The organism is Cupriavidus sp. GW822-FHT02D05 (assembly GCF_058802485.1).
Window position 1 is genome coordinate 1 of record NZ_JBXAOE010000010.1, and the last position, 23,902, is coordinate 23,902.

The 23,902-nt window shown below is 66.8% G+C and carries 24 protein-coding genes; 11 read left to right on the forward strand and 13 right to left on the reverse strand.

Annotated elements, in window-relative coordinates; genetic code table 11:
- Positions 1 to 151: 151 nt before the first annotated feature.
- The 3 genes from AC1RQK_RS14715 to AC1RQK_RS14725 all read left to right on the forward strand — a co-directional run bounded on the left by AC1RQK_RS14715 (position 152) and on the right by AC1RQK_RS14725 (position 2,659).
- Complete coding sequence (locus AC1RQK_RS14715) at positions 152 to 454, forward strand: GIY-YIG nuclease family protein (RefSeq protein ID WP_492809549.1); 303 nt, start codon at positions 152 to 154, stop codon at positions 452 to 454.
- 164 nt (positions 455 to 618) lie between these two features.
- A complete protein-coding gene (locus tag AC1RQK_RS14720; protein WP_492809551.1) occupies positions 619 to 2,082 on the forward strand; it encodes a DegQ family serine endoprotease in 1,464 nt (487 codons plus the stop codon).
- A gap of 259 nt (positions 2,083 to 2,341) precedes the next feature.
- Positions 2,342 to 2,659 carry a hypothetical protein gene (locus tag AC1RQK_RS14725; protein WP_006164639.1) on the forward strand — a complete coding sequence of 106 codons (318 nt, stop codon included), beginning with the start codon at positions 2,342 to 2,344 and terminating at the stop codon, positions 2,657 to 2,659.
- 249 nt (positions 2,660 to 2,908) lie between these two features.
- On the opposite strand, the gene AC1RQK_RS14730 is transcribed toward AC1RQK_RS14725, so the two are convergent.
- From AC1RQK_RS14730 to AC1RQK_RS14750, 5 genes are all read right to left on the reverse strand, one after another.
- A complete protein-coding gene (locus AC1RQK_RS14730) occupies positions 2,909 to 4,483 on the reverse strand; it encodes an MFS transporter (protein ID WP_492809553.1) in 1,575 nt (524 codons plus the stop codon).
- Entirely contained in the window at positions 4,480 to 4,968 is a 489-nt protein-coding gene (locus tag AC1RQK_RS14735; RefSeq protein ID WP_492371290.1) for a MarR family winged helix-turn-helix transcriptional regulator, read from the reverse strand. Before AC1RQK_RS14735 ends, AC1RQK_RS14730 begins: the two co-directional genes overlap by 4 nt.
- 115 nt (positions 4,969 to 5,083) lie before the next feature.
- Complete coding sequence (locus tag AC1RQK_RS14740) at positions 5,084 to 7,111, reverse strand: transglutaminase TgpA family protein (protein WP_492809556.1); 2,028 nt, start codon at positions 7,109 to 7,111, stop codon at positions 5,084 to 5,086.
- Positions 7,108 to 8,154: a DUF58 domain-containing protein gene (locus AC1RQK_RS14745; RefSeq protein WP_492809558.1), complete on the reverse strand. Its 1,047-nt coding sequence runs from the start codon at positions 8,152 to 8,154 to the stop codon at positions 7,108 to 7,110. The genes AC1RQK_RS14740 and AC1RQK_RS14745 overlap by 4 nt, the downstream gene beginning before the upstream one ends.
- 6 nt (positions 8,155 to 8,160) lie before the next feature.
- Positions 8,161 to 9,081 carry an AAA family ATPase gene (locus AC1RQK_RS14750; protein ID WP_043357117.1) on the reverse strand — a complete coding sequence of 307 codons (921 nt, stop codon included), beginning with the start codon at positions 9,079 to 9,081 and terminating at the stop codon, positions 8,161 to 8,163.
- A gap of 169 nt (positions 9,082 to 9,250) precedes the next feature.
- Here AC1RQK_RS14750 and AC1RQK_RS14755 point away from each other — a divergent pair, with 169 nt between their 5' ends.
- Positions 9,251 to 10,132, forward strand: coding sequence for a phytanoyl-CoA dioxygenase family protein (locus AC1RQK_RS14755; protein ID WP_492371293.1), 882 nt, complete (start codon positions 9,251 to 9,253; stop codon positions 10,130 to 10,132).
- Positions 10,133 to 10,145: 13 nt separating this feature from the next.
- On the opposite strand, the gene AC1RQK_RS14760 is transcribed toward AC1RQK_RS14755, so the two are convergent.
- Entirely contained in the window at positions 10,146 to 10,994 is an 849-nt protein-coding gene (locus AC1RQK_RS14760; protein WP_492371294.1) for an IclR family transcriptional regulator, read from the reverse strand.
- 141 nt (positions 10,995 to 11,135) lie between these two features.
- On the opposite strand from AC1RQK_RS14760, the gene AC1RQK_RS14765 reads away from it, so the two are divergent.
- Complete coding sequence (locus AC1RQK_RS14765; protein ID WP_150991598.1) at positions 11,136 to 12,065, forward strand: LysR family transcriptional regulator; 930 nt, start codon at positions 11,136 to 11,138, stop codon at positions 12,063 to 12,065.
- A 157-nt stretch (positions 12,066 to 12,222) separates the two neighbouring features.
- Here the strand turns inward: AC1RQK_RS14765 and AC1RQK_RS14770 are convergent, their stop codons facing one another.
- Positions 12,223 to 12,501: a hypothetical protein gene (locus AC1RQK_RS14770; RefSeq protein ID WP_253930380.1), complete on the reverse strand. Its 279-nt coding sequence runs from the start codon at positions 12,499 to 12,501 to the stop codon at positions 12,223 to 12,225.
- 209 nt (positions 12,502 to 12,710) lie between these two features.
- On the reverse strand, positions 12,711 to 13,280 hold the full coding sequence (locus AC1RQK_RS14775) for a YggT family protein (protein WP_492371295.1): 570 nt from the start codon (positions 13,278 to 13,280) through the stop codon (positions 12,711 to 12,713).
- 202 nt (positions 13,281 to 13,482) lie between these two features.
- Here AC1RQK_RS14775 and AC1RQK_RS14780 point away from each other — a divergent pair, with 202 nt between their 5' ends.
- The 3 genes from AC1RQK_RS14780 to AC1RQK_RS14790 all read left to right on the forward strand — a co-directional run bounded on the left by AC1RQK_RS14780 (position 13,483) and on the right by AC1RQK_RS14790 (position 15,602).
- On the forward strand, positions 13,483 to 13,935 hold the full coding sequence (locus tag AC1RQK_RS14780) for a MarR family winged helix-turn-helix transcriptional regulator (RefSeq protein ID WP_492371296.1): 453 nt from the start codon (positions 13,483 to 13,485) through the stop codon (positions 13,933 to 13,935).
- Positions 13,936 to 14,113: 178 nt separating this feature from the next.
- Complete coding sequence (locus AC1RQK_RS14785; RefSeq protein WP_492371297.1) at positions 14,114 to 14,791, forward strand: outer membrane lipoprotein; 678 nt, start codon at positions 14,114 to 14,116, stop codon at positions 14,789 to 14,791.
- Between the two features lie 130 nt (positions 14,792 to 14,921).
- Complete coding sequence (locus AC1RQK_RS14790) at positions 14,922 to 15,602, forward strand: type 1 glutamine amidotransferase domain-containing protein (RefSeq protein WP_492371298.1); 681 nt, start codon at positions 14,922 to 14,924, stop codon at positions 15,600 to 15,602.
- 10 nt (positions 15,603 to 15,612) lie between these two features.
- Here the strand turns inward: AC1RQK_RS14790 and AC1RQK_RS14795 are convergent, their stop codons facing one another.
- From AC1RQK_RS14795 to AC1RQK_RS14805, 3 genes are all read right to left on the reverse strand, one after another.
- Positions 15,613 to 17,154, reverse strand: coding sequence for a fatty acyl-CoA synthetase (locus AC1RQK_RS14795; RefSeq protein ID WP_492809563.1), 1,542 nt, complete (start codon positions 17,152 to 17,154; stop codon positions 15,613 to 15,615).
- 305 nt (positions 17,155 to 17,459) lie between these two features.
- Positions 17,460 to 18,179 carry a dienelactone hydrolase family protein gene (locus AC1RQK_RS14800; protein ID WP_492809565.1) on the reverse strand — a complete coding sequence of 240 codons (720 nt, stop codon included), beginning with the start codon at positions 18,177 to 18,179 and terminating at the stop codon, positions 17,460 to 17,462.
- 122 nt (positions 18,180 to 18,301) lie between these two features.
- On the reverse strand, positions 18,302 to 19,036 hold the full coding sequence (locus tag AC1RQK_RS14805) for a DNA/RNA non-specific endonuclease (protein ID WP_492809567.1): 735 nt from the start codon (positions 19,034 to 19,036) through the stop codon (positions 18,302 to 18,304).
- Positions 19,037 to 19,311: 275 nt separating this feature from the next.
- Here AC1RQK_RS14805 and AC1RQK_RS14810 point away from each other — a divergent pair, with 275 nt between their 5' ends.
- Both AC1RQK_RS14810 and AC1RQK_RS14815 read left to right on the forward strand, forming a co-directional pair.
- Positions 19,312 to 20,223, forward strand: a complete 912-nt coding sequence (locus AC1RQK_RS14810) for a LysR family transcriptional regulator (RefSeq protein WP_492371302.1) — start codon at positions 19,312 to 19,314, stop codon at positions 20,221 to 20,223.
- 201 nt (positions 20,224 to 20,424) lie between these two features.
- Positions 20,425 to 21,168, forward strand: coding sequence for an SDR family oxidoreductase (locus tag AC1RQK_RS14815; RefSeq protein ID WP_492371303.1), 744 nt, complete (start codon positions 20,425 to 20,427; stop codon positions 21,166 to 21,168).
- Positions 21,169 to 21,201: 33 nt separating this feature from the next.
- Here the strand turns inward: AC1RQK_RS14815 and AC1RQK_RS14820 are convergent, their stop codons facing one another.
- Both AC1RQK_RS14820 and AC1RQK_RS14825 read right to left on the reverse strand, forming a co-directional pair.
- Positions 21,202 to 21,453 carry a hypothetical protein gene (locus AC1RQK_RS14820; RefSeq protein WP_006163098.1) on the reverse strand — a complete coding sequence of 84 codons (252 nt, stop codon included), beginning with the start codon at positions 21,451 to 21,453 and terminating at the stop codon, positions 21,202 to 21,204.
- A 247-nt stretch (positions 21,454 to 21,700) separates the two neighbouring features.
- A complete protein-coding gene (locus tag AC1RQK_RS14825; RefSeq protein WP_492371304.1) occupies positions 21,701 to 22,885 on the reverse strand; it encodes a tartrate dehydrogenase in 1,185 nt (394 codons plus the stop codon).
- A 59-nt stretch (positions 22,886 to 22,944) separates the two neighbouring features.
- On the opposite strand from AC1RQK_RS14825, the gene AC1RQK_RS14830 reads away from it, so the two are divergent.
- Positions 22,945 to 23,877, forward strand: coding sequence for a LysR substrate-binding domain-containing protein (locus tag AC1RQK_RS14830; protein ID WP_492371305.1), 933 nt, complete (start codon positions 22,945 to 22,947; stop codon positions 23,875 to 23,877).
- The last annotated feature ends 25 nt before the right edge of the window (positions 23,878 to 23,902 follow it).

Here is a 23,902-nt window from a genome sequence, read left to right on the forward strand (position 1 = left end):
CGTGTGAAAGTAGGTAATCGCCAGGCTCTCCCTTGAAACCCCCCAGTACGAAAGTACTGGGGGGTTTTGCTTTTGCGGCTGCGAAAAGTGATGGCAGCAAGCATAATTGCCGCTCCGGCCATCTTGCCTCCCCTTTTCTAGCTCATTTCGAATGCCAGCTGACGGCGAAGCCCCGTGGTTTCTTTACCTGCTCGAATGCGAGGGCAACACGATCTACACCGGTATCACCACGGATGTGGAGCGGCGCTTCGCCCAGCATCTGGCAGGAACGGGCGCTAAATATACGCGATCGCGCAAGCCAGTCAGGATCCTGGGCTGGCAGCGCTTCGACAATCGCTCGGAAGCCTCAAAAGCTGAAGCGGCGGCGAAGCGGCTGACTTCCGCGCAGAAGCGGAGTTTTTGCGCGCAATTGGCGACAGATCTGCCTGTTGGTCCAGGCGTCGATCCTGCTTGAGCTTTACCCTCACACCCTGAACGCTCCGCATCAGTGGCGCCCTTCTTGATCCCCACAGTGCCTTCTACGCTTCCTTAAGTCTGGTTTAAGGATCGGCCTTTAGGATGGTCCTGTCGCGTCCAGATAGCCCGGACGCCTGAGGTAACCAAGAAAGGAAAAACGCCATGATTCGCCAGACGCTTGCACGCTCAGCCATTGGTATTGCTGCCCTGGCCGCTCTTGCCGGGGGGTATACCTATCTGCAGAAGGAAGTCATCACGCCGGGATATGCCGCCCAGGCGCCCGTAACGGCCTCGGCCCAGCCCCTGGCCGTTGCCGCGCCCACCGACTTCTCGAGCATTGTCGACCAGTACGGTCCGGCGGTGGTCAATATCAGTGTTACCGCGCGCGCCCAGCGCGCTTCGGCACAGGTACCGCAGGGCATGGACCCGGATGATCCCCTGTTCCAGTTCTTCAAGCGCTTCGGCCCGCAGTTCCAAGGGCCGCAGAATGGCCAGCAGCAACTTGTGCGTGGCCTTGGCTCGGGCTTTATCGTCAGCCCCGACGGCTTGATCCTGACCAATGCGCACGTGGTGGATGGCGCGCAGGAGGTGACGGTCAAGTTGACCGACCGCCGGGAATTCAAGGCCAAGGTGCTGGGCGCGGATGCGCAAACGGATGTGGCGGTGATCAAGATCGACGCAAAGGATTTGCCGACCGTGCGCCTGGGCGACCCCTCACGCGTACGCGTGGGTGAGCCGGTGTTGGCCATCGGCTCGCCTTACGGTTTCGAGAATACGGTCACCGGCGGCATCGTCAGCGCGAAATCGCGTTCCTTGCCCGATGACACCTATGTGCCATTCATCCAGACCGATGTGGCCGTCAATCCCGGCAACTCTGGCGGCCCTCTGTTCAACCAGCGGGGCGAAGTGATCGGTATCAATTCGCAGATCTACAGCCAGACTGGCGGCTACCAGGGGTTGTCGTTCTCGATTCCCATCGACGTGGCTACCAAGGTGCAGGCGCAATTGGTGGCGCATGGCAAGGTCACCCGCGGCCGTCTCGGCATCGGCGTGCAGGAGGTTAACCAGGCCCTGGCGCAATCGTTCGGGCTGCCGAAGCCTAGCGGTGCGCTGGTCAATTCGGTGGAACCGGACAGCCCGGCCGCCAAGGCTGGCCTCAAGCCGGGTGACGTGATCGTGCAGCTTGGCAACGACGTGATCGACCATTCCGGAGACTTGCCTGAGCATGTGGCCGACCTCGCGCCGGGCACGCAGACTTCGCTGAAGGTGATCCGCAAGGGCGAGCCGCTGACCCTGACGGTGAAGGTCGGCACGGCCAAGGATGCTGCAGTTGCCGGCAAGACCCCCGCCAATGACGTCGGCGGCAAGCTTGGCTTGGCGGTCCGCCCGCTGAGCCCGACCGAGAAGCGCGACAGCGGGATAGACGGCGGGCTGGTGGTCGAAGATGTCGCAGGTCCGGCGGCCAAGGTGGGCATCCAGCCGGGTGACGTCATCCTGTCCATCAACGGCACGCCGATCAGCTCGGCGGAGCAGTTGCGGGCCCTGGTCGCGAAGTCCGGCAAGCAGGTTGCACTGCTGGTGCAACGTGACGATGCCCGTATCTTTATCCCTCTGGACCTGGGTTAACGGCAAAGTCAGCCAGGGAGTTAACCGCGAAGTTAACCCCGAGTTAACCTCGGCATAAATGGCGGACGGGCCGGCGCGAAGGTATACGTGTCGGCCCGCCAAGCCTTAGTGGACGCCGAATTCCGGTGCAATAGGGCTGCCAGAACGCGCGGTAACAGGTATCATCTCGACTGCGAAGCAGGACACGCAGTAACGGCCTTGACCATCCTGGGCCATTAATGCGAAATTGTCCTGCAGACTCGATGACACAAGGAAGTCTATGCAGTTGGATTTCACCCGCGCGTCCGCGACCACGGGTACCGAGAGAGCGCGGCGCCTGCCGCAAGCCTCGCCCACCCCGCGCCGACGCAAGAAAGCCGAAGCCCCGCACTGGGAGCGTGGCTACCGTTCGCATTTCTACCGCAATGAGCGCGGCGAGAAACTGGGCGAAGTTCGCCTGTCCGATCGCGGCGACATGCCGGTGGTCTATCACTGGGCCGCAGGCAATTACTCCGGTGCGGAGGGCTCGCTCGCTCACGCCCGCATGCGCGTGGAAGAAACCATCGGCTTTGGCATGCGCCAGCTCGCTCTGTTCTGACTAGAACCGCTAGAGCCACTAGAACCGATCAACTAGCCGACCCGACGCTTTCCCGGAAAGCGACAGCCGCGCGCGCCCCGCGCCGCGACTCCCCGGAGCGATCCGCTCCGGCATGCCAGCCAGATTCAGCCAGATTTACCAGATCCAACACGCTGCTCCAGCCCCTCGGGCCGACACTGCGTAGCCTGTGCGGCAGACAGATCTGCCCGCGCCCCGGCATCCAACTCCCAGTCTTGCAGCAAGCGCGCTTCAATCGAGACGGCGTTGCGCCAGCATAAAGACAGCAGCCATCAGGGCAAGCGCCGCGATCAGCCGATACAGATCCTCGCAGGCAATCAGCCTGGCCTGCATATCGACCAGGCCGGCAAGCTGCGCCAGCGCGGCCTGATAGGCATGGCCCGGATCCAGCCCACGCGCGCTCAAGGCTGCCTGGGCGGCCGCCATCCACTGCTGCGTCTCTGCCGTGTGCTGGCCAAGGGCGCCGGTCAGGCTCGTGTGTACCGCGAACTGCCGGTTCTGCAAAAGCACGGCGCCAAGCGCGGACGCGAAGGACGCGGCGATCTGGCGCAGCAGGTTCTTGCTGCGGTAGCCGTGGGCGAAATCGTCGCCTGCCAGCGAACGGAAGGTGAGTCCGGCAATCGGGATGATGACCATCACGCCAAACAGGCCCTTGCCCACCAGTCCCCACGCCAGCGCCGACGGGCCAGCGTTGGGCGGCATCGACGAAAACCACCACGCGGCCCCGGCCATCAGCAGCAGGCCGCTTGCCATCAGCGGCTTCTTGTGCGGCAGTTTTGGGGCCAGGCGCAGGTAGACGAAGATGCCGGCCAGGCTGACCGTGGCGGCGAAGGTGTTGAGCCAGCCGGTGGTCGCCAGCGGCAGCCCGAGCGCCTGCTCGGCGTAGATCGGGAACACGTAGCTGCTCAGGTTGCTGATCAGGTAGTAAACAAAATACATGGCCAGCCCGGTCAGGTAGACCGGATTGCGCAGCGCGCGCAGATGGAGCACCGGCGTGCTGTGATGCCATTGCTGCCAGAGAAACCCCATCAGCAGTCCGACACCCGCCGCGCAGATCAGCGCCAGCCGCAGTGGGTGCGAGAAGATATCGAAGCGCGCCTCCGTCATGGCGGCCTGCAGGGTCACCACCGCCGCGCCGAATAGCAGCAGCGGGCCCAGCGCGGGGCCGGGATCGTCCTCGCGCGGCTCGGCGTCTGGCAGCAGCAGCCACGCCCCCAGCGTTGCCAGCGCGGCGAAGGGCAGCACGCCGTAGAACACGTCCTGCCACACGCCACGGTCGATTAGCTCGGCTGCCATGGCGGGCGCCAGCGCGGAGGCGGCAAAGATCCCCAGCATGAAGATGCGCGAAGCGCGTGGCCGGTCGGCCGGCGCGAACATCACATTGACCAAGATGCGGCAGCTGGTAAACAGCGCCCCGCCGCCCACGCCCTGCACAAAGCGCGCGCCCACCAGCTGCGGCAGCGAATGGCTGGTGGCCGCCGCCAGGGTGCCCGCCATGAAGATCAGCAGCGCGCCGGTGAGGTAGTAGCGATAGCCAAAGCGCTGCGCCAGCCACTGCTGCTTGAGGATCATCAACATGCTGCCCACCGCGTACGCCGCCTGGACCAGGGCGAAGCTGCGCGGATCGCCATCGACGCCGCCAACGATATGGCTCGATGCGAACACGAACATGATGTTCTCAAGGAACTCCACCGAGGTGGCCAGCGCAAGCAGCAACATCACCAGGGTCTGGCGCTGCCGGTGGCTGAGCAGGCGCAGCCACCGCAGCCCGAGCCGCAGCGGCCGTAAGGCAGACACGGTTTTCATGGTTCCAGCGTCAGCAGGTTCTGGTGCATCCGGTTGAGCGCACGCGTGGCAGCGGCCAGGCCGCTTTCGCCTACCGGCCCCCAGGCTTCGGCGTAGGCCGCATGCACGGCCGGGGCGGCACGCTCCAGCATGCGGTGGCCGGCGGCTGTCAGTACCAGCTCGGTGCTGCGGCGGTCCTGCGCCGAGGTGTGCCGGCGCACCAGGCCGCGCGCTTCGAGGCCGTCCATCAGCCGGGTCATCTGCGTGCGCGTGGCGTCGAGCGTGATGCCGAGCTCGGATGGCAGGCTGGGCTGGTCGTCGTCGGTGGCGAGCAGGCTGATGGCGAGGTATTGCTGCAGGTCCAGCTCGAAGGCCGCTAGCGCGCGATCGATGTGGCTGCGCAGCAGGCGTGCGGTGCGCATGAGCAGCCGGGACGCCAGGATCAGGTCGCGCGGTGCTTCCGGATGGCCCGCGCAGAAGCGGTCAATGCGGTCTTCGAAGGACATGGCGGGGAGTCAGGTGATGCCGGAGCAACGGAGCCGGTCCGGCAATATAATTACAAACGTAATTATATCATCTGAAACAAGTCAGGGCGCTGATGCCTCCCGGCGCTCGCTATGCTCAGCGAGCAAGGTGACGGCAAAGCCGCCGCAGCGCTCGGCGCAGCCCGGCAAGCTCGGCCGAGTGCTGCGCCGGCGCCAGGCGGCCGTAGCGCAGCCTGGTGTAGCGATCGCTGAAGTCCCGCACTGCCAGCGCGGCAGCCGGGAGGGCGCGCGCGGCCCGCGCTGCAAAATCTTGCGGCCCTTCGGACGGCGCGCGCACGCAACCGCGGCGTGCCAGCTGGCGGCAGAAGCGTGCGTAGGCGGCTTGCACGGGATCGATCCGGCGGCGCTTGAGCACGAGCGGCAGGAGCGCCAGCAGGCTCAGCGCCGCCAGTCCACCCAGCAGGACTTGCGGCACGCTGTCGCCGATGCCGAGCTGCTGCATCAGGCGGGCCTGCTGGCCGCGATCGTATTGCAATACCCAGCGCTGCCAGGTGTAGACCATGCCGTCCATGCCCCAGCGCAGGTTCCGCAGCCAGCCCGGGTCTCGCATCGCGTGCAGCGCTTCGATCTCGCTGGCCTCCAGTGCGGCGTCGATGCCGCGCTCGACCCGGCTTGGCGCCACCGCGCTGGTGGGATCGACGCGCACCCAGCCGCGCCCTTCGAGCCAGATTTCCGCCCATGCGTGGGCATCGGCCTGCCGCACGATGTAGTTGCCGCCGATGGGGTTGTACTCGCCGCCGAGATATCCGGTGACCACGCGCGCGGGCACGCCGGCCGCGCGCATCAGGAACACGAAGCTGCTGGCGTAATGCTCGCAAAAGCCGCGTTGCGTGTCGAACAGGAAACTGTCGACCTGCTCGTGGCCAAGCGGCGAAGGCGAGAGCGTGTAGCTGAACGGCGCGGCGGCAAACAGCCGCAGCGCGGCCTGCGCCCGCTGGGCGGGATCCGGGTATTGCTCCGCCCACGCGGCGGCGAGTGCCCGCGTGCGCGGGTTGCCCGGCGGCAATGCCAGCGCCAGCTCTCGCGTCGCCAGATCGAGAGGCTGCGCTGCGGCGGGAGCCGAACGCGCGCGGTAGCGCAGGCGCCGGTCCACCGGGTCGCGCGTAAAAAACTCCCCGTCGGCATTGATCACCGCGCCGGCGCCGGGGGCAATCGCCTGGCCACGGTCGAGCAGGAACAGCCACGCGTGCTGGTTGGGCTCCAGCGTGATGCTGTAGTTGACGATCCCGTTGGCCGAGGCGTTGCCAACCGTTTCGCCAGGCCCGGCATCCACAGCCGTGTCGTCGGCCGCCGGCAAGCCCGGCGCCGGCTGCGCGCGCCGCTGCCGCAGTGGCGATGGCCGCCAGGTCTGTCCATCGAATTGCCACAGCACCAGCGCGCGCCAGTACAGGGCGCTGGCCGGCAACGGACCGCCTTGCACGTCGGCGCGCAGTGCGACTTCGGTCGACTGGGTGAGCCGGCTCACGCTGCCCGGGCTCATGGTGTCGCTGATGCCGGTAGTGGCCACGGCCTCGGCTTGCGGCAGCCGCCACAGTGGACGATCCAGGCGCGGAAACAAGACAAAGAGCAGCAGCGCCCAGGGTAGCCCGATCAGCGTCAGGCGGCCGAGCAACGGCCACACGGCAAGATAGCCGCGCGCCTCGGGATGCCCCAGGAAAAGCCAGTTGCGCAGCAGCCAGGCGGCAATGGCAAGGCTGTACAAGGCCAGCCAGAACGGCTGGTCAAACAGGTACAGGCTCAGCAGCAGGTAAAAGCACAGCTGGGTAACCAGCGTGGCATCGGCCAGCACCCGGCACTCCAGCAATTTGAGCACGACGAAGGCGCCCAGCAGCGCCACCGACAGGTCGCGCCCCATGTTGCCGCCGGCCTGCCAGACCAGTGCGGCGGCCACCAGCATCACCAGCCCCGCGATGATCCCGAGCATCAGGCGCGAGGGCAGCGGCGCGCGCTGGTGCCACAACAGCCAGCGCCACGCCAGCAGCAAGACCAGCAAGACGCTGATGGTCACCGGCAGGCTGCGCGCCTGCGGCGCGAGCACCAGTGCCAGCTGGCTCAGCAGCAGGCCATGCTCTTCGTGCGCAAGGGGGCGCGGTGGCAGCTTCACGGTGTGCGCTCCGGCGGGGCTTGACCTGCGCGTCCCGGCCACAGGGCCAGGGCTTCGAGGCAGGCGCGGCGATGCGCGCCCCCGCGGCCGGGCGGGATATCGACCCCGGGCAGCCGCAGGCCGATTTCCATGGTGTCGCCCGCGGCCACCACCCAGGCGCACAGGCGCGATAGCCGCGCCTCAGGGCCGAGCTGTTGCGGCAGGGCCTGCCAGTCCAGCCAGCAGGTCGGCAGGCCGCCGGCCTCGCCGGTGCGGCTCAGCCAGCGGCCGGTACGCGCGCTATGTTTCCAGGCGACGCGGTGCAGCGGATCGCCGCTGCGGTAGCGCCGCAACTGATCCGTGCCATCGTCCGAGGGCAAGGACGCCGCGCCATCATCGTCGGGCTGCGCGGCAAAAGGCAGAGGCGGCGCGCCAGGTTCCGGCCTTGGGTAGACCAGCGCGGCCAGCGGCAGGTCGGCATAGCTCCACACCCGGAACAGGCCCAGCGGAAAACGGCTCGAGAGCGTGACGCGCGGCAGCGCCAGCCAGCCGCGCTGGTTGGTAGGCATGTGCAAGATCAGCTGGCCGGAGGCATCCCGTGCCAGGCTCAGGCGGGCAGGCAGCGCGCCGGCCTGGGCCGGCAGGCTCGCCTCCACGCCGATGCGCACCGGCGCGTCGCTGCTTGAAATGCGCAGGCTGAATGCCGCCGGCTCGCCGGCAAAGGCTGGCGCCGCGCTGACACCGGCCACCGTCATGTCGAGCAGGTTGCGGTAGGCCTGCCACATGCAGGCCATGCCGATGCCGCCGAGCAGGAAGGTGAGGGCGAAGCCCAGGCTGATGTTGTAGTTCAGCGAAGTCAGCAGCATGGCCATCAGCAACACCGCGAAGCCCAGGCCGGCCCGGGTGGGCAAGATGTACAGGTGACGGCGGTCGAGCGTTACCACGCCTTGCCGGGGGGCGCGCCGGCGCTGCAGCCAGGGTGGCGACGCCCATGCCTGCCGCTTGGGGCCAGGCGCGGCCGGGGATGCCGTGCCCGGCGAGGAAAACGGCCGGCCGCGTGCCATCGGGCGTCAGGGAATGGCTACGTCAGCCAGCAGGCGGGTAAGCGCCTCCTGGCCACCGCCGGCTGCGCCGGACGGCAGCAGCCGGTGGCCCGCCACTGGCATGAAGACCGCCTGCACGTCTTCGGGCAGCACGCTGTCGCGCTGGTGCAGCAGCGCCCAGGCGCGCGCGCAGGCCAGCAGCGCCAGGCCTGCCCGCGGCGACAGCCCGGCGGCAAAGGCGGAGTGCGCGCGTGTGGCCTGCACCAGCGCCAGGGCGTAGTCCACCAGCGCCGGGCCGGCATAGACCTGGGCCGCGGCCTGCTGCAGCGCGGCCACCTGCTCGGCATCCATCACGGGCGTGCCGGCCGCGGGCGCTGCCCCGCCGAGGTAGAGCACGCGCTCGAAAGCCGGATCGGGATAACCCAGCGACAGGCGCATGGTGAAGCGGTCGAGCTGCGATTCGGGCAAGGCGTGCGTGCCGATCTGGTCCAGCGGATTCTGCGTGGCGATGACAAAGAACGGGGACGGCAAGGCATGGGTGACGCCGTCGTGGGTGACTTGTCCCTCCGCCATCGCCTCCAGCAGGGCGCTCTGCGTCTTGGGGGTGGCGCGGTTGATCTCGTCGGCAAGCACCACCTGCGCGAACACGGGGCCGCGATGGAAGCGGAATTCCGCACTGTCGCGCACGAAGACGGAGACGCCGATCAGGTCGGCGGGCAACAGGTCGCTGGTGAACTGCACGCGCTGGAACTGTAGCCCCAACGTGCGCGCCAGCGCGTGGGCGAGCGTGGTCTTGCCCACGCCCGGCAGGTCCTCCAGCAGCAGATGGCCACGTGCCAGCATGCAGGCCAGCGCCAGCCGGATCTGCCGGGGCTTGCCCAGGACGATGCGGCCAAGCTGGGCTTCCGCCTCGGAGAGCGATGCGACGATGCGTGGGCGAGCTGTCACGTGGAGCCTGCGGGTCGGGGGAGAACCCGGCCATTGTAGCGGCGCGCCTAGGCGCGGGAACAGTCTGTTTGCGCACGCAACGAGCACCCAACACACGCGGGGCGCGCCGATTCGCCCGGCTTCTGGCATTATCGAAGCTGTCGGCCCAGCCAACCCCCCATCCGCTGCAATGAACTCCCCGCTTGCTGTCCCGCCGGGTGCCGCTTCCAAAGTGGCTTCCACGGCTTCCAAGGTTTCCACCGCTTCCATCGCTTCGGCCATCGCCCCGACCGCTGCAGACTTGAACGAACTCAACCGCGCCTTTCACGCAGATGGCTATATCGTGCTGCGCGGCTTTGCCCCGCCCGCGGTCTGCGACCAGCTCGAGCAGGTTGCACGCGCGCAACTGGCCGCGGCGGCGGCGCCGGTCGAATATGAAGCCGAGCTAGGCTATCCCGGCGCGCCCGCAAGCCGCGACGCCGTCGGAGGGGCCACGGTGCGGCGCTTGCGCCAGGCCTATGGGCGCGACGATGCGTTCCGTGCATGGGCCGCCGATCCCGCGGTGGGGCAGGTGGTGGCGAGCTTGCTGGGCGAGCCGGTGCGCCTGACTCTCGCTCACCACAACTGCGTGATGACCAAGCATCCGCACTATGGCAGCCAGACCGGCTGGCACCGTGATACCCGCTACTGGTCATTTGCTCGCCCGGAGCTGGTGACGGTGTGGCTGGCGCTGGGCAGGGAGGATGAGAGCAACGGCGTGCTGCGCGTGATTCCCGGCTCGCACACCGTCGCGCTCGAACCCGGCCAGCTCGATGCGGCCGAATTCCTGATCGAGTCGCATCCGGCCAGCCAGGCCATGCTGCAAGGCGTGCGGCCGCTGGCCCTGGAACGCGGCGACGTGCTGCTGTTCGACAGCCGGCTGTTTCACAGCGCAGGCCAGAACGTTTCCGAAGCGGTCAAGTTGTCGGTCGCCTTCGCCTACCACGGTGCCAGCAACCATCCGCTGCCGGGCACCCGCTCGGCCGAGTTCGGCAGCGTCGAGCTGCCCACGCCGGCAACGCCCATGCGCTAACCGCGCTGGCGCATCAGCTCCGCAGGCTGATCAGGTTCGAGATTTTCTCGGAGGCGGCCAGCAGTGGCGGCAGGAAGCTGCTGGCCATGTCGTCGGCGCTGGTGCGGTTGGCCTGGCCGCTGATATTGATGGCGGCGATGACCTGGCCGGCACGGTTGCGGATCGGCGCGGCCAGCGAAACCAGCCCTTCTTCCAGCTCCTGGTCGTTCTGGGCCCAGCCGCGTGTGCGGATGCCGGCGATGATGGCCTTGAGCTCGGCGGGATCGGTGACGGTGCGGCTGGTACGGGCGCGCAGTTCGCTAGCGCCCAGCACCCGGTCGAGCTCCTCAAGCGGCAGGCCGGCCAGCAGCACGCGGCCCATCGACGAGCAATAGGCCGGAAGCCGGCTGCCGATGGACAGGTTGATCGTCATGATCTTGCGCGCTGGCACCCGCAGCACGTAGACAATCTCGGTGCCGTCCAGCACGGAGATCGAGCAGCTTTCACGCACCTCCTGCGACAACGCCTCCATGATCGGCTCGGCCAGGTTCCAGAACGGCATCGAGGTCAGGTAGGCGAAGCCCAGGTCGAGGATCTTGGGGGTCAGGCGGAACAGGCGGCCATCGGCGCGCACATAGCCCAGGCCGACCAGGGTCAGCAGAATGCGCCGCGCGCCGGCGCGGGTCAGGCCGCTGGCCTGCGCGATCTCGCTCAGCGTCTGGGCGGGGTGCTGCGCGTCAAAGGCACGGATGACCGAGAGCCCGCGTGCAAAGGACTGCACATAGCTATCGCTCGGCTTCTCCGGGCCCGGCGCGGCGGCGGGCGCCACGGAAGCATCCGTGGCCGGGTGGTCGGAATTGTCGGGAGCGGCAGGGCTGGCCATCGGTTGGTTCGGCTGATTGCCGAATACACACGGAAAGGCCGAAAGGGTAGAGGAAATGCGGGACGCGCGCCAGTGGCGCGCCCGCTGCGCGCATAATGTCGCGCGTTTGGGAAACATAGCTTGTAAAGGAAACATCGCCTGGTGAACGAGACAATCCAGTGGAACGATTGGGAAGCCTTCTGCTGCGTGGTGGAGCAAGGCACTTTCACGGCTGCGGCCGAGCAGCTCGACTGTCCCAAGTCCCGGGTCTCGGCGGCGGTTGCGCGGCTTGAGTCGGCCATCGGCTCCAAGCTGCTCCAGCGCACAACCCGGCGCATGCGCCTGACCGACGCCGGCAGCGCGGTGTACCGCGACGTGGCGCCCTTGTTCGCGCGGCTGCGTGAGATCCGCCAGGAAACACTGGCGCGCGAAGAGCGGGTGCAAGGCGTGCTGCGCATCGCCGCGCCGTACGAGTTTGGCGCCCAGCAACTGGGCGGCGTGATCTGCCGCACGCTGGCGGCCCACCCGGCACTGGACGTGAAGGTGGAGATCTCGCAAGGCATGGTCGATCCCATTCGTGACGGATTCGACGTCGCCTTTGTCGCGGTCGATGCCGACCTGCCCGATTCCGGGACCGTGGCGCGGCGCATCTATCATGTGGAGCGCGGCCTGTTCGCGGCGCCGGCGCTGGCCGCCGGCCTGCCGCTGCAACTGCAGCCCGAAGACCTGGCCAACCTGCCAACCCTGACCACGCCCGGTGACGGCATGTGGGAATTTACCCGCGATGGCGAGCGCGTGGCGGTACCGATCCGGCCGCGCATGCAGACCGCCAACGCCGAGCTGCGGCTGCAGGGCGCCCTGGCCGGCCTTGGCATTGCCCGGTTGTCGCTGATCTATTGCGAAGCAGAAGTCGCCCAGGGACGGCTGGTCAAGGTGCTGCCGGACTACCCGCCGCCGCCGCTGCGGGTCTTTGCCTTGCTGCCCGATCGCCGGCTGCAGCCGCGCAAGGTACGCGTCTTCATGGAGGCGGTGGAAGCCATGATGGCCTCCGAACTGCAGGACCGAAACGACGCAGCCGCGCCCGGCCCGTGAGGGCTGGCGCGGCTGTGGGGGTCATTGCGGTTGGGGGTGGGCGGCTGGCAGGCCTGCCCATGTCCGCGCTGACAATGTTGCTCACACCGTGAGCACTTGCTGACTATCTCTGACTATCTAACTGTCTCTTCCACACCTGGCGAATGCCAGGTTGCGCTCAGGCGCCGTCGCTGAAGCTGCTGCGGGGCTCGTTCACGCCGCGCGCGCCGTCGGTGTACGGGTCACGCGGGCCGCTGCGGGCGCCATCGGTGAACGGGTCGCGCGGGCCGTTGCGGGCACCGTCGGTGAACGCGTCGACCGTGCGGCCGATGCTGCCATCGAGGCGAGCCAGGTCGGAAACCGGCGTACTGGCATGCGCGGAGGCGGCGGCCATCGACAGGCCGATGGCGCAGAGGAGGGAAACGGCGAGGGTGCGGGTTTGTGCGAGGGTCTTCATGATGCTTTTCTTCCTTCGGGCATATCGTGGTGTGTTCCACGTTGGCTGTAATGTATGCCTACATCTGCCCAGGAAAAAGCGTCAATCACCAAAACACTGTTCGTCACTATGGACAATGCCCCGGGCCTGGGCCCGGGGCACCCACAGACATCCCTTGCCGGCGGGGCCTTCAAAGACCTTCAGAGGTCTTTAGTGGTCTTTAGATGTCTTCAGAGGCCAAATCGCGCGCCGAACAATCCCGCGCCAAGGCGGGCAATGATCATCAGCAGGATCTGCGCGATCACGAAAAGCGCCAGCGGCGAGATATCGAAGCCGCCCAGGCGCGGAATCACGCGGCGGATCGGGCGCAGCAGCGGCTCGGTCAGGTGGTTGATGGCGGGCGTAACGGGTGAGTGCGGGTTGACCCATGACAGAATCGCCATCAGCAGCGTGACCCACATCACCATGCTGATGCCCCACTTCAGCACATTGAGCACGGCGATCAGCAGGATCAGCGGCAGGTAGGTCAGCGGGTCGGCGCCGGAGACCAGCAGCACCAGCAGCAGGAACGCCAGGGCGGTCAGCCAGGCGCCGATCAAGGTGGCCCAGTCGATGCCGCCAAGGCCGGGAATGAACCGGCGTAAGGGCCGCACCAGCCAGTCGGTGACCTGGAATACGCCTTGCGAGACGGGATTGCGCGTGGGCAGCCGTGTCCATTGCATCCACAGGCGCAGCAGCAGCGCCATGCCGAACAAGCTGAAGACGGTATCGAGCAGGAAAAGGGCGATTTCCGAGAACATCGGTTTCGATTCCGGTGGAAGTGTGATGTCGGCAGTCAGGAGTGTCTGCGAACGCACAGATTCTGCCATACCCGCATCGGCGCAGGTCGAAACCCTGGCCTGGCCCCGGAACCTGGCACTGCCGCACGTCCGCGGAACCGCTGGGGGCAGCCCCTATAATGAGCGTCGAGCCAAGTTCCCCAGCGCCCAGACGCTGCCCCTTATGACCCGCCAGCCTGCCGCATCCAAATCCCCGCTTGACAAGCAGGATTTCGAGGCACTTTCCGATTTTCGCTACCAACTGCGGCGTTTCCTGCGGTTTTCAGAAGATGCCGCCCAGAGCGAAGGGCTGACCGTGCAGCAATACCTGCTGATGCTGCATATCCGCGGCTGTGCCGGCAAGGACTGGGCATCGATCGGCGAGCTCGCCGAGCGCTTGCAGGCCAAGCAGCACGGCGTGGTCGCGCTGGTCAACCGCTGCGAGGCGGCCGGGCTGGTCAAGCGCAAGGCCAACCCGGATGACCGCCGCATTGTCGAGGTCCACCTGATGGCCAAGGGCGAGCGCTTCCTTAACCGGCTGGCCATGCTGCACCGGAGCGAGCTGGAATCGCTGCGCGGCACCTTCCGCGTGGCACGCCTCACGGCCTTCAACGACGATGGCGCGGAGCGCGTCTGAGCGCCCTTGAAGCACCCCTGAAGCATTCCTGAAGCGGGAAAAAGGGTTTTTTTTACCCGGCAGGCACTCCCCGTTACAGGCGGTTACCAATCACAAGCCTCGGTGACACCCGAGGCGCTCCTGCGGCCCTAGACTCGCGCGCATTCCCACTCGCGTTGCTACCGCAGGAGTTTCCCCGATGCCTTTCCCTTCTTTCCCCCTTCGTACCGCCGCGCTTGCCTTGCTTGCAGCGGGCGCCCTGGCCGGCTGCGTGAGCGCGCCATATGGCGGCGGGTATGGCGGCTACGGGGCCTATGGCAATTCGGGCACGTACGGCAGCAGCACGCAGGCGGGTGGCGCTTACCCCGTGGCCTATCCGCAGCAGGGCTACCAGCAACCCGCTTACCCTCAGGCCGACTACCCGCAATCGGGCTACCCGCAGGCGCCGGTACAGGAGAGCTATCCGCAACAGGGTTACCCGCAGGCCGGCTATCCCCAGGCGAGCCAGCCGCAAGCTGCCTACGGCAACGATGCCTACGGCGTGCGCTATGGCCAGGTTGAATCCATCGAGATGTTGCCGGGACAGCCGGCTAGCGGCGGCGTCGCCGGTACTTTGATCGGCGGCATGGTTGGCGGCCTGCTCGGCCACCAGGTAGGCGGCGGCCGCGGCAATACGGTCGCGACCATCGGCGGCGCGGTGGTTGGCGCGGTGGCCGGCAACGAGGTGGAGAAGCGTGCCAACACGGCACCGCCCGCGTACCGCATCCGCGTGCGCACCACCGACAACAGCTACCTCACGCTGACCCAGTCGACGCCGTACAACCTGCGCAACGGCGACCGGGTCAAGGTGCAGAACGGCGTGGCAATGCCTTACTGACGATGGGGTTGCCCGGATCTTCTATTGTCTGAGGTCTAAGGGTGTTAGGGTTCCCGGGTGGAGAGGCGGCCGCGCATAGCGCACCCGCTCCTTCGCCTGGCGCCGTTCATCCCACAGCAAGGAGCACAGCATGAAGATCCTGATGGTTCTGACCTCGCATGACCAGTTGGGCAATACTGGCAAGAAAACCGGCTTCTGGCTTGAAGAGTTTGCCTCGCCCTACTATGTGTTCCGCGATGCGGGGGCCGACATCACGCTGGCCTCGCCCCAGGGCGGCCAGCCGCCGCTGGACCCCAAGAGCGACGCGCCCGATGCGCAGACCGAAGCCACCGGACGCTTGCGCAAGGACGCCGCGGCCCAGGCTGCCCTGGCCAGCACGCTAAAGCTCGCGCAGGTCAAGGGTGGCGACTACGACGCCGTGTTCTATCCCGGTGGCCACGGCCCGTTATGGGACCTCGCCGAGGATCGCGCTTCCATCGCGCTGATCGAGAGCATGTATGCCGCTGGCAAGCCGGTTGCCGCCGTGTGCCACGCGCCCGGCGTGCTGCGCCATGTGCGTGGCCCGGACGGTGAGCCGCTGGTGCGGGGCAAGGCGGTGACCGGCTTTTCCAATGCCGAGGAGGCCGCCGTCCAGTTGACCGAGGTGGTGCCCTTCCTGGTCGAGGATGAACTCAAGCGGTTGGGCGGCCACTACAGCAAGGCGGCCGACTGGCAGAGCTACGCGCTGGTGGCGCAGCGGCTCGTGACCGGGCAGAATCCTGCTTCGTCGGCCGCAGCGGCCGAGGCCTTGCTGACGTTGCTGAAGTCCTGATCGCCTTCGCCTACGCGCCTGTCCCGAACAAGTTCGCGTAATCCTCGCGCAATTGCCGCTTGAGCAGTTTGCCGGCGGTGTTGCGCGGCAGGTCGGGCACGAACACGATGCGCTTGGGCACCTTGTACGGGGCGAGCGCGGCGCGGGCATGGGCAAGCAGCGCCTCCTCCTCAGCGCGCGTCTCGCGCTTGAGCACCACGCAAGCCGCCACGGCTTCCACCCACTTGGGGTGCGGCAGCGCGAAGACGGCGACTTCCGCCACGGCCTCATGCTGGTACAGGCACTCCTCGACTTCACGGCTGGATACCAGCACGCCGCCGGAATTGATCACGTCCTTGATGCGGTCCACCACATACAGATAGCCGCCCTCGTCCATATAGCCCAGGTCGCCCGAGTGGAACCAGCCGCCGCTGAAGGCCTCGGCGGTCTGCTCCGGCTTGTCCCAGTACTCGGTGAGCAATTGCGGCGAACGGTGCACGATCTCGCCGAGCTCGCCGGGTCTGGCGTCCTGCATCTTTTCGTCGACGATGCGGGTTTCCACATTCAGCACGGGCCGCCCGGCCGAAGCGGGCCGCTCGCGGTGCTCATCGGGGCCGAGCACCGTGGCCAGCGGGCCGATCTCGCTTTGTCCGTAGCAGTTGAAAAAGCCCAGCGCGGGCAGTCGCTCGCGTAGCTCCTGCAGCACCGGCAGCGGCATGATCGAGGCGCCGTAATAGGCCTTGGTCAGCGAGACCAGCTGGCGCGGATCGAAGTCCGCGTGGCGCAGCAGCGCAATCCATACGGTGGGTGGCGCAAAGAAGCTGGTGATGCCGGCCTCGCGCACCGTGCGCAGGCAGAAGCCCGGCTCGGGACTTTGCGCCAGCAGGATGCTGCCGCCCATCAGCAGCAGCGGCATCAGGAAGACATGCATCTGCGCGGAATGGTAGAGCGGCAGCGCAGCCAGCGCGTCATCCTCCGGCTTGATGTCGCACGTGGCGATGGCGCTCATGTATTCGGCCAGCAAGGCGCGATGCGTCAGCACCGCCCCCTTGGGCGCGGACGTGGTGCCGGAGGTGTAGAGGATCTGCGCCGGCATGGCGTCGTCAAGGGTGGCGAGGATCTCCCCGGCGGGGCCCTTGGCCGCCGTCAGCACGTCGCGCTGGCCGCCGCCATGCAGGCTCCCCAGCAATGGGCAAGGCAGCCCTTCGACGTGCGCGGCCAGCGCCGGGTCGGCGAACAGCGCGCTGGCGCCGGACTGGGCGACGATGTATTCGACCTCGCCGCGCGTCATCGAGAAATTCACCGGCACATGGATCAGCCCGGCACGCAGGCAGCCCAGCCACAGCAGCACGTAGGCATCCGAATTCTTGCCGAACGCCGCCACGCGGTCGCCGGGGCGCAGGCCCCACCGTTGCAGCGCGGCGCCCACGCTGGCCGCCGCGGCCTCGAGTTCGCGATAGGTCCAGCTGCGTTCGCCAAAGCGCAGCGCCACCTTGTCGGGGCTGCGCCGTACCGCGCGGGCGAGGGCATCGGGGATGGTATTGCGCAGGACGCGCTGCTGCTCTGACTGCATGGTGGTCTCCGTTATGGTTTTAGGGTCCAGCAAGTCTTGAGAGCCGATGCCGCGGGGTTTGATCGCGTCATTGCATGCCTGGCGCAAGCACGATGCCATGGCCGCGGCGTTGGCCTTCGAGGGGCCAGCATAGGGGCGGGACGGCACAGGCGCAAGCCGCCCTGGCGTGGGGGAAGGCGAGAGACGCCGGGCAGGACGCCCGGCGCAAGGGGACGATAAAGCGAGGCAGCGCGCCACGGCAGGGCCATGGCGCGTGCGTGTATGCAGCCCGGTGGCGGCGGCTGCCGGCTGCCGCTACCGCCGGCTCAGGCGGACAGCGCGCCAGCCAGGAAAGTCAGGGCTCGGCCATGGGCCAGCGCGGCGGACGGCTGATGATACGAGCCGCGCGCCCAGCAGTTGAAGCCGTGATCGGCCTGCGCATAGACGTGGATTTCCGCCTGGAGATTGCCGGCCACGGCCGCGCGCACTTTCTCGACGGCGTCAGCCGGGATATGCGCATCGAGCGCGCCGTAGTGGAACTGGACCGGCACCTTGATACTGGCGGCTTCCTGCAGATTGTTCTGGATGCCGCCGCCATAGTAAGGAACCGCCGCATCGACCAGGCCGCGCGCGGCGCTCAGGTAGGCCATCAGGCCACCGAAGCAGTAGCCCACCGCCGCAATCTTTGCGCCCGGGCTGAGCTGGCCGCGCAGCGCCTTGGCGGTGGCGGCGATGTCTTTCACCGCCAACTCCACATCCACCTTCTGGCGCAACTCCATCGCGCGCGCCATGTCCGCACCAGCATAGCCGAGCTCCACGCGCGGCGCCAGGCGCCAGAACACGTCCGGCGCCAGCACCACGTAGCCGTCGAGGGCGTACTGGTCCGCTACCGCGCGGATATGTTCATTGACGCCGAAGATTTCCTGCACCAGCACGATGCCCGGTGCATTGGCAGCCTTGCCAGTGGGCGGCAGGGCCAGGTAGGCATCGAAGGCGCCGCCTTCGGTTTCAACGCGGATCCATTGGCTGTTGCTGTGGTTAGGCATGCTTGCTTGCTCCATTGACACTCAGTGACGTTGATCGGCAGGACAGAAATCCGGAAAGCTGCAAGTGTGCCACTGTCCGGGCAGACGTGCCGGGCGTGCCGCAGCCCGGCACGTCTGGCGCATCAGCTTGCCGGCTGAACGCCAGGCAGGAACTCGATGCCGGTGCGCTTGACCAGTTCGCCGTAGGAGATCGGCTTGCCCGGCCGGGCGGCGTCGGAGTTTTCGATCCAGTGCGCCCAGGCGCGGTTGGTCGATGGATCGTAGACGAGCTTGTAGAGGTATGTGGGGACCCAGACCTTGCCGTTGCCGATGGTGCGAACGTTGCCATCGAAGACCGGGCCCGTGATGACATAGACATCGCCGGCCGCGCGCATGGCGTACTTGCGCGTGGCCTTTTCGATGGAGGCCCATGCCTTGCGGTTGTTCTGGCTGTATTGCGGCACCACGTTGGCAAGCGTGAACGATTGCGACATGGCTTGCGCGGTCGGCTGGTCGGCCGCAGGCGACATATGGCCACGGTCGATGCCTTCATTGCCTTTGTAATCGTCCAGTTCCGCCCGCTCGGCGCGGGGCAGGCGCGCATCGGAAAAGAAGCGATTCGTTCGTGCTTCGTCCCTGGCATCGGTCAGTTGCGCGCGCGACAGGCGCTCGGCCACGTACAGCGGGGTCTTGCTGCGGCCCGAGTGCATGACCGCAAAGGCGTCATAGCAAAGCGGGCGCAGCTTAAGCTCGGCCGAGCTCGGTGCCTTGGGGGCCGCGCTTTGCGCGAAGAATTGAGGACATTGGGCAAAGCTACCGGAAGCGCTGGCCACGCCAGATGCCAGGCACAGCGCCACCGAGACAAAAAACGTCTTCATGCGAGAAAGGAATCCTTACAGCTTGCAGATTGAAGAGACGGCAAAAAGCCGGCGAGAGCCGTCAGAGGACATTGCACCGTCGCGCAGGATGGCGGAGGCCGTGCGCGGGAGCCGGGCATTCTGCCAGACAGAAGCGCGATGCGGAACGAGCGATGCGCAATCTACATTGACCAGGGTGGCAATGAGACAGTTCTCATTCAACGCCGTGGCGGCTCCTATAATCGCGCTTTTGCATCATCACCCACGCACCTGCGCTTTTCACGGCGCACACCACCATGCTCAACCGGCTGGAAATGCTGAGGATCTTCTGCGCGGCAGCGGAGTCGGCTTCGTTCAAGGCGGCCGCGACGCGGCTGGGCACGTCGCCGCAAACCGTCACCCGCGCGGTCAAGGACCTCGAGGAAGCCGTGGGCGAGCCGCTGTTCCACCGCAACACCCGCCAGATTCGCATCACCGCCGCCGGCGAGCGGCTGGCCGAGCGCGCCCGCGCGGCGCTAGTCGATGTCGATAGCCTGTTCGCGCATCCGGCCAGCCGCTCGGACACGGAGCTCAAGGGCGTCGTGCGCATTACCGCGCCGAGCACGCTGGGGCGGCAGCATCTGCTGGTGGCGCTGCGGAAGGTGGCGCTGGCGCATCCGGGCATCACGCTCGACATCCGGCTCTCGGACCAGGTCGCCGATGTGGTCGACGACGAGATCGACATCGGCCTGCGCCTCGGCATGTTCCGCGACCAGCGGCTGGTGGCGCGCATGACGACGCGGGTGGGCTTCCATATCGTGGGCACGCCGGAGCTGGTGGCGCGCGTCGGCAAGCCCGCCGACCTGGCCCAACTCGCCGCGCTGCCCACCACAGGCCTGATCGACCGCAGCAGCGGCCGCGCCTGGCCGTGGTATTTCGCGCAGGGCGAGCAGTTCAATCCGCGCGCGCCAGCGTTTCTCACCGACGACCCGGAGACCGAAATGGAGGCGATCCTCTCCGGGCTCGCCTACGGTCAGTTGCCTGACTATCTCGCGCAGCCCCATCTGCGCTCGGGCCGCCTCGTCAGCGTGCTGGAGCGCTTCGCGCCCGCGCCGTGGGGTTTGTACATCTACCGCTCGCGCCGTAGCCCGGTGCCGATGCGCATCCGGCTGGTGTTCGACGCGCTGGTGGCTTACTTCGGCGACAAGGATGCCGTGCCGGCGCGCTGAGCGCGCTTCCCGCTGGCTTGAACGAGTGGACGGTGGCATGCCGCCGCCGGGCAGGGTTAGCCGATAGCCGATAGCCGTTAGCTGATGAGTTCCAGAAAATGGAATACTGAAATCAAAACGTTTCCATTTTGATTGATCGTCGCAGCCAAGATAATCACTCCCATCCGCAGGCAGCGCGCCTGCAGTTTTCCGGAGTGAACAATGAGCACGAACATCGCAAGCAAGGTTGTCGTCATCACCGGCGCCAGCAGCGGGCTGGGCGAAGCCACCGCGCGTCACCTGGGCGCGGCGGGCGCCTCGCTGGTGCTGGCCGCGCGTCGCGGCGACCGCCTGGAATCCCTGGCGGCCGAGATCCGCGCCAAGGGCGGCAAGGTGGAGGTGGTGGTAGCCGACGTGAGCCGGCGCGCCGATGTCGAGGCCTTGGTGCAAAAGGCCGTGGCCAGCTTCGGCCGCATCGATGTCATGATCAACAACGCGGGCCTCATGGCCATCGCCCCCATGAGCGAGGCCAAGGTCGAGGAATGGGAGCGCATGATCGACATCAACATCAAGGGCGTGCTGTATGGCATCGCCGCCGCGCTGCCAGTGTTCCAGAAGCAGGGCACGGGGCACTTCATCAATATTGCCTCGGTCGCGGGCGTAAAGGTGTTCAGCCCGGGCGGCACGGTGTACAGCGGTACCAAGTTCGCGGTGCGCGCCATTTCCGAAGGCCTGCGGCATGAAACCGGCGGCGCGATCCGCACCACGGTGATTTCGCCGGGCGCGGTCGACTCGGAGCTCAAGCTGGGCAGCTCCCACGCGGAAAGCGCCAAGGTGGTGGGCGAGTTCTATCAGCAAGCCATCCCGGCCGATTCGGTGGCGCGCGCTATCGCCTATGCGATCGAGCAGCCGGCCGACGTGGATATCAACGAGATTGTGCTGCGCCCGACCGTGCAGGAATTCTGAGCATTGCGGGCAACAAGGCCACGCCCCTGTGGATCAGGCAGCGCGCGGTGTCTTGCGGCTGCGCATGGCCGAGGGGCGCACCTGCTGCAGGGTGCGCAGGCTCTGGATGGCATCTTCGATCGCCTCGATGCCTTGAGTGAGGCGATCGCGCGCCTGGCCCAGCGCGGTCTGGGTCTCGGCGTCGAAGATCGCCAGGTGATCAAGCGAATCGACCTCGGCCTGCAACTGGCCGACGAGCCGTCGCAACTGCGCGGTGCTGTGTGAGGCGGTGGAACGGATTGCCATTGCGGTCTCCGGAAAGGCAGGGCGCACACTCGTAAGGTAGAACGTATGCACCGGAAAGGACAAACACTTTCTCGGCGCATCCGATCGTTTTACGCGTCAGGCATCAGTCTGGAAACAGTTGGGCAAGACATCGCAAACCACAGCAAGTCGAGGGCACGAATCGCGCCATGCAATGGCATGATCCTTGCTGCCGCAAAAGCCTGTGCCGCGGCCCTTGGCGCGCACGCACGGCACATGCGCCACGCAGCTATGCAGCGAGTGCGTTCGCTAGTGGCTTGGCGTTGCGCACAATCGCCGCAATGGCCGCGCCCACGTCATCCGTGCGCGCTTCGCCGCCCAGGTCCGGCGTGCGCGGACCCTGCGCCAGCACGGCCTCGATAGCCTGCACGATGGCATCGTGCGCTTCGCGGTAGCGTGCGCTGTCGGCCGCCGCCAAGCCTTCGGTGCTGCTGAGGAAGTCCAGCATCAGCGCACCCGACCAGATCATCGCGATCGGGTTGGCGATGGCCTTGCCGTAGATGTCCGGCGCCGAACCATGGACCGGCTCGAACAGCGAGGGAAACGTGCGGTCCGGGTTGAGATTGGCCGAAGGCGCCAGCCCGATGGTGCCGGCGCAGGCGGGGCCCAGGTCGGAGAGGATGTCGCCGAACAGGTTGGAAGCCACCACCACATCGAAGCGGTCTGGTTGCAGCACGAAGCGCGCCGTGAGGATGTCGATGTGCTGCCGGTCAACCGTCACATCCGGGTAGTGCTTTGCCATGGCGTCGGCGCGTTCGTCCCAGTACGGCATGCTGACCGCGATGCCGTTGGACTTGGTCGCCACCGTGAGGTGGCGGCGCGGCCGCGATTGCGCCAGCGCGAAGGCGTAGCGCAGCACGCGGTCGGTGCCCACGCGGCTGAACACGGATTCCTGCAACACCACCTCGCGCTGCGTGCCCTCGAACATGCGGCCGCCCAGCGAGGTGTATTCCCCCTCGGTGTTCTCGCGCACCACGAAGAAATCGATGTCGCCCGGCTTGCGGTTGGCCAGCGGGCAAGGCACGCCCTCGAATAGCCGCACCGGGCGCAGGTTCACGTACTGGTCGAACTCGCGCCGGAACTTCAGCAGCGAGCCCCACAGCGAGACATGATCCGGCACTTTGGCCGGCCAGCCCACCGCGCCGAAATACAACGCGTCGAACCCTTCCAGTTGCTCACGCCAGTCCGCCGGCATCATCGCGCCGGTTTGCAGGTAGTAGTCGCAGTGCGCCCAGTCGAAGCGGACGAATTCAAGCGCCAGCGAGTAGCGCTCGGCGGCGGCTTCCAGCACGCGCAGGCCTTCGGGCATGACTTCATTGCCGATGCCGTCGCCAGGGATGACGGCAATGCGCAGGGGCGTGGGGGAGGTCGGGTTCACGTTGGAGTCCTCACTGATGGGATCGGGGAGGCCCATGGTAAGCAACTTCAGGCGGAATATAATCGGCCAAACTGTAATGCCATAAAACACACATCGTGAAGAATGACGTGCTCAACGAGGACCTGCGGGTCTTCATCGAAGTGGCGCGCAAGTCCAGCTTTGCCGCCGCTGCCGAGGCACTCGGCGTTTCGCCTGCCTATATCAGCAAGCGGATCCAGCTGCTCGAAGCCGCACTTGCGGTCAAGTTGTTTCACCGCACTACCCGCCGCGTGGTAGTGAGCGACGATGGCGAGCGGGTGTATGCGCTGGCGCAGCGTATCCTCGACGATGTGGACCGTCTCTACGAGGAAGTCTCCAGCGCGCGCCGCGAGCCGCGTGGCCTGCTGCGGGTTTGCTCCAGCTTCGGCTTCGGCCGCGTCGTCGTGGCGCCGGCGATCTCGGAGTTGTCTATGCGCTATCCCGCGCTCCAGGTGCGCTTCGAGGTGTTCGACCGGTTGGTGGATGTAGCCACGGAAGGCTTTGACCTCGATATCCGAGTGGGCGATGAGATCGCACCGCACCATATCGCGCGCCGGCTTGGCGACAACCACCGGATCCTGTGCGCGGCCCCCGCCTACCTCGCGCGCCGGGGCCGGCCGCGCACGCTGGCCGACCTCGCCAGCCATGATTGCCTGGTGATCAAGGAGCGCGACCATCCCTTCGGTGTCTGGAAGCTGCGTAACGGGATGAATGGCAACATCGAGCAGACCGTTAAGGTCACCGGGCCGCTCTCGTCCAACCACGGCGAGATCGTGGTGCGCTGGGCGGTCGACGGGCGCGGCATCGTGCTGCGCTCGCTATGGGACGTGGGCCCGCAGTTGGCCACGGGTGAACTTGAGCAGATCCTGCCCGAATGCCATCAAGAGGCGAACATCTGGGCGGTGTACCCGTCGCGCCTGACCACCTCGGCCAAGATCCGGGTTTGCGTGGAATTCTTCGAGGCGTTCTTTCGCGAGCGGGCGGCCTCGCATGGCAGCATGCGAGGCTGATATCGGTCAATTCGGTTGATGCTTG

What these genes read in the sequence shown, in the direction of transcription:
- AC1RQK_RS14715 (WP_492809549.1), top strand. Translation starts at nt 152, where the DNA reads ATGCCAGCTGACGGCGAAGCCCCGTGGTTTCTTTACCTGCTCGAATGC.
- AC1RQK_RS14720 (WP_492809551.1), top strand. Translation starts at nt 619, where the DNA reads ATGATTCGCCAGACGCTTGCACGCTCAGCCATTGGTATTGCTGCCCTG.
- AC1RQK_RS14725 (WP_006164639.1), top strand. Translation starts at nt 2,342, where the DNA reads ATGCAGTTGGATTTCACCCGCGCGTCCGCGACCACGGGTACCGAGAGA.
- AC1RQK_RS14730 (WP_492809553.1), bottom strand. Translation starts at nt 4,483, where the DNA reads ATGAAAACCGTGTCTGCCTTACGGCCGCTGCGGCTCGGGCTGCGGTGG.
- AC1RQK_RS14735 (WP_492371290.1), bottom strand. Translation starts at nt 4,968, where the DNA reads ATGTCCTTCGAAGACCGCATTGACCGCTTCTGCGCGGGCCATCCGGAA.
- AC1RQK_RS14745 (WP_492809558.1), bottom strand. Translation starts at nt 8,154, where the DNA reads ATGGCACGCGGCCGGCCGTTTTCCTCGCCGGGCACGGCATCCCCGGCC.
- AC1RQK_RS14755 (WP_492371293.1), top strand. Translation starts at nt 9,251, where the DNA reads ATGAACTCCCCGCTTGCTGTCCCGCCGGGTGCCGCTTCCAAAGTGGCT.
- AC1RQK_RS14760 (WP_492371294.1), bottom strand. Translation starts at nt 10,994, where the DNA reads ATGGCCAGCCCTGCCGCTCCCGACAATTCCGACCACCCGGCCACGGAT.
- AC1RQK_RS14770 (WP_253930380.1), bottom strand. Translation starts at nt 12,501, where the DNA reads ATGAAGACCCTCGCACAAACCCGCACCCTCGCCGTTTCCCTCCTCTGC.
- AC1RQK_RS14775 (WP_492371295.1), bottom strand. Translation starts at nt 13,280, where the DNA reads ATGTTCTCGGAAATCGCCCTTTTCCTGCTCGATACCGTCTTCAGCTTG.
- AC1RQK_RS14780 (WP_492371296.1), top strand. Translation starts at nt 13,483, where the DNA reads ATGACCCGCCAGCCTGCCGCATCCAAATCCCCGCTTGACAAGCAGGAT.
- AC1RQK_RS14785 (WP_492371297.1), top strand. Translation starts at nt 14,114, where the DNA reads ATGCCTTTCCCTTCTTTCCCCCTTCGTACCGCCGCGCTTGCCTTGCTT.
- AC1RQK_RS14790 (WP_492371298.1), top strand. Translation starts at nt 14,922, where the DNA reads ATGAAGATCCTGATGGTTCTGACCTCGCATGACCAGTTGGGCAATACT.
- AC1RQK_RS14795 (WP_492809563.1), bottom strand. Translation starts at nt 17,154, where the DNA reads ATGCAGTCAGAGCAGCAGCGCGTCCTGCGCAATACCATCCCCGATGCC.
- AC1RQK_RS14800 (WP_492809565.1), bottom strand. Translation starts at nt 18,179, where the DNA reads ATGCCTAACCACAGCAACAGCCAATGGATCCGCGTTGAAACCGAAGGC.
- AC1RQK_RS14805 (WP_492809567.1), bottom strand. Translation starts at nt 19,036, where the DNA reads ATGAAGACGTTTTTTGTCTCGGTGGCGCTGTGCCTGGCATCTGGCGTG.
- AC1RQK_RS14810 (WP_492371302.1), top strand. Translation starts at nt 19,312, where the DNA reads ATGCTCAACCGGCTGGAAATGCTGAGGATCTTCTGCGCGGCAGCGGAG.
- AC1RQK_RS14815 (WP_492371303.1), top strand. Translation starts at nt 20,425, where the DNA reads ATGAGCACGAACATCGCAAGCAAGGTTGTCGTCATCACCGGCGCCAGC.
- AC1RQK_RS14820 (WP_006163098.1), bottom strand. Translation starts at nt 21,453, where the DNA reads ATGGCAATCCGTTCCACCGCCTCACACAGCACCGCGCAGTTGCGACGG.
- AC1RQK_RS14825 (WP_492371304.1), bottom strand. Translation starts at nt 22,885, where the DNA reads ATGGGCCTCCCCGATCCCATCAGTGAGGACTCCAACGTGAACCCGACC.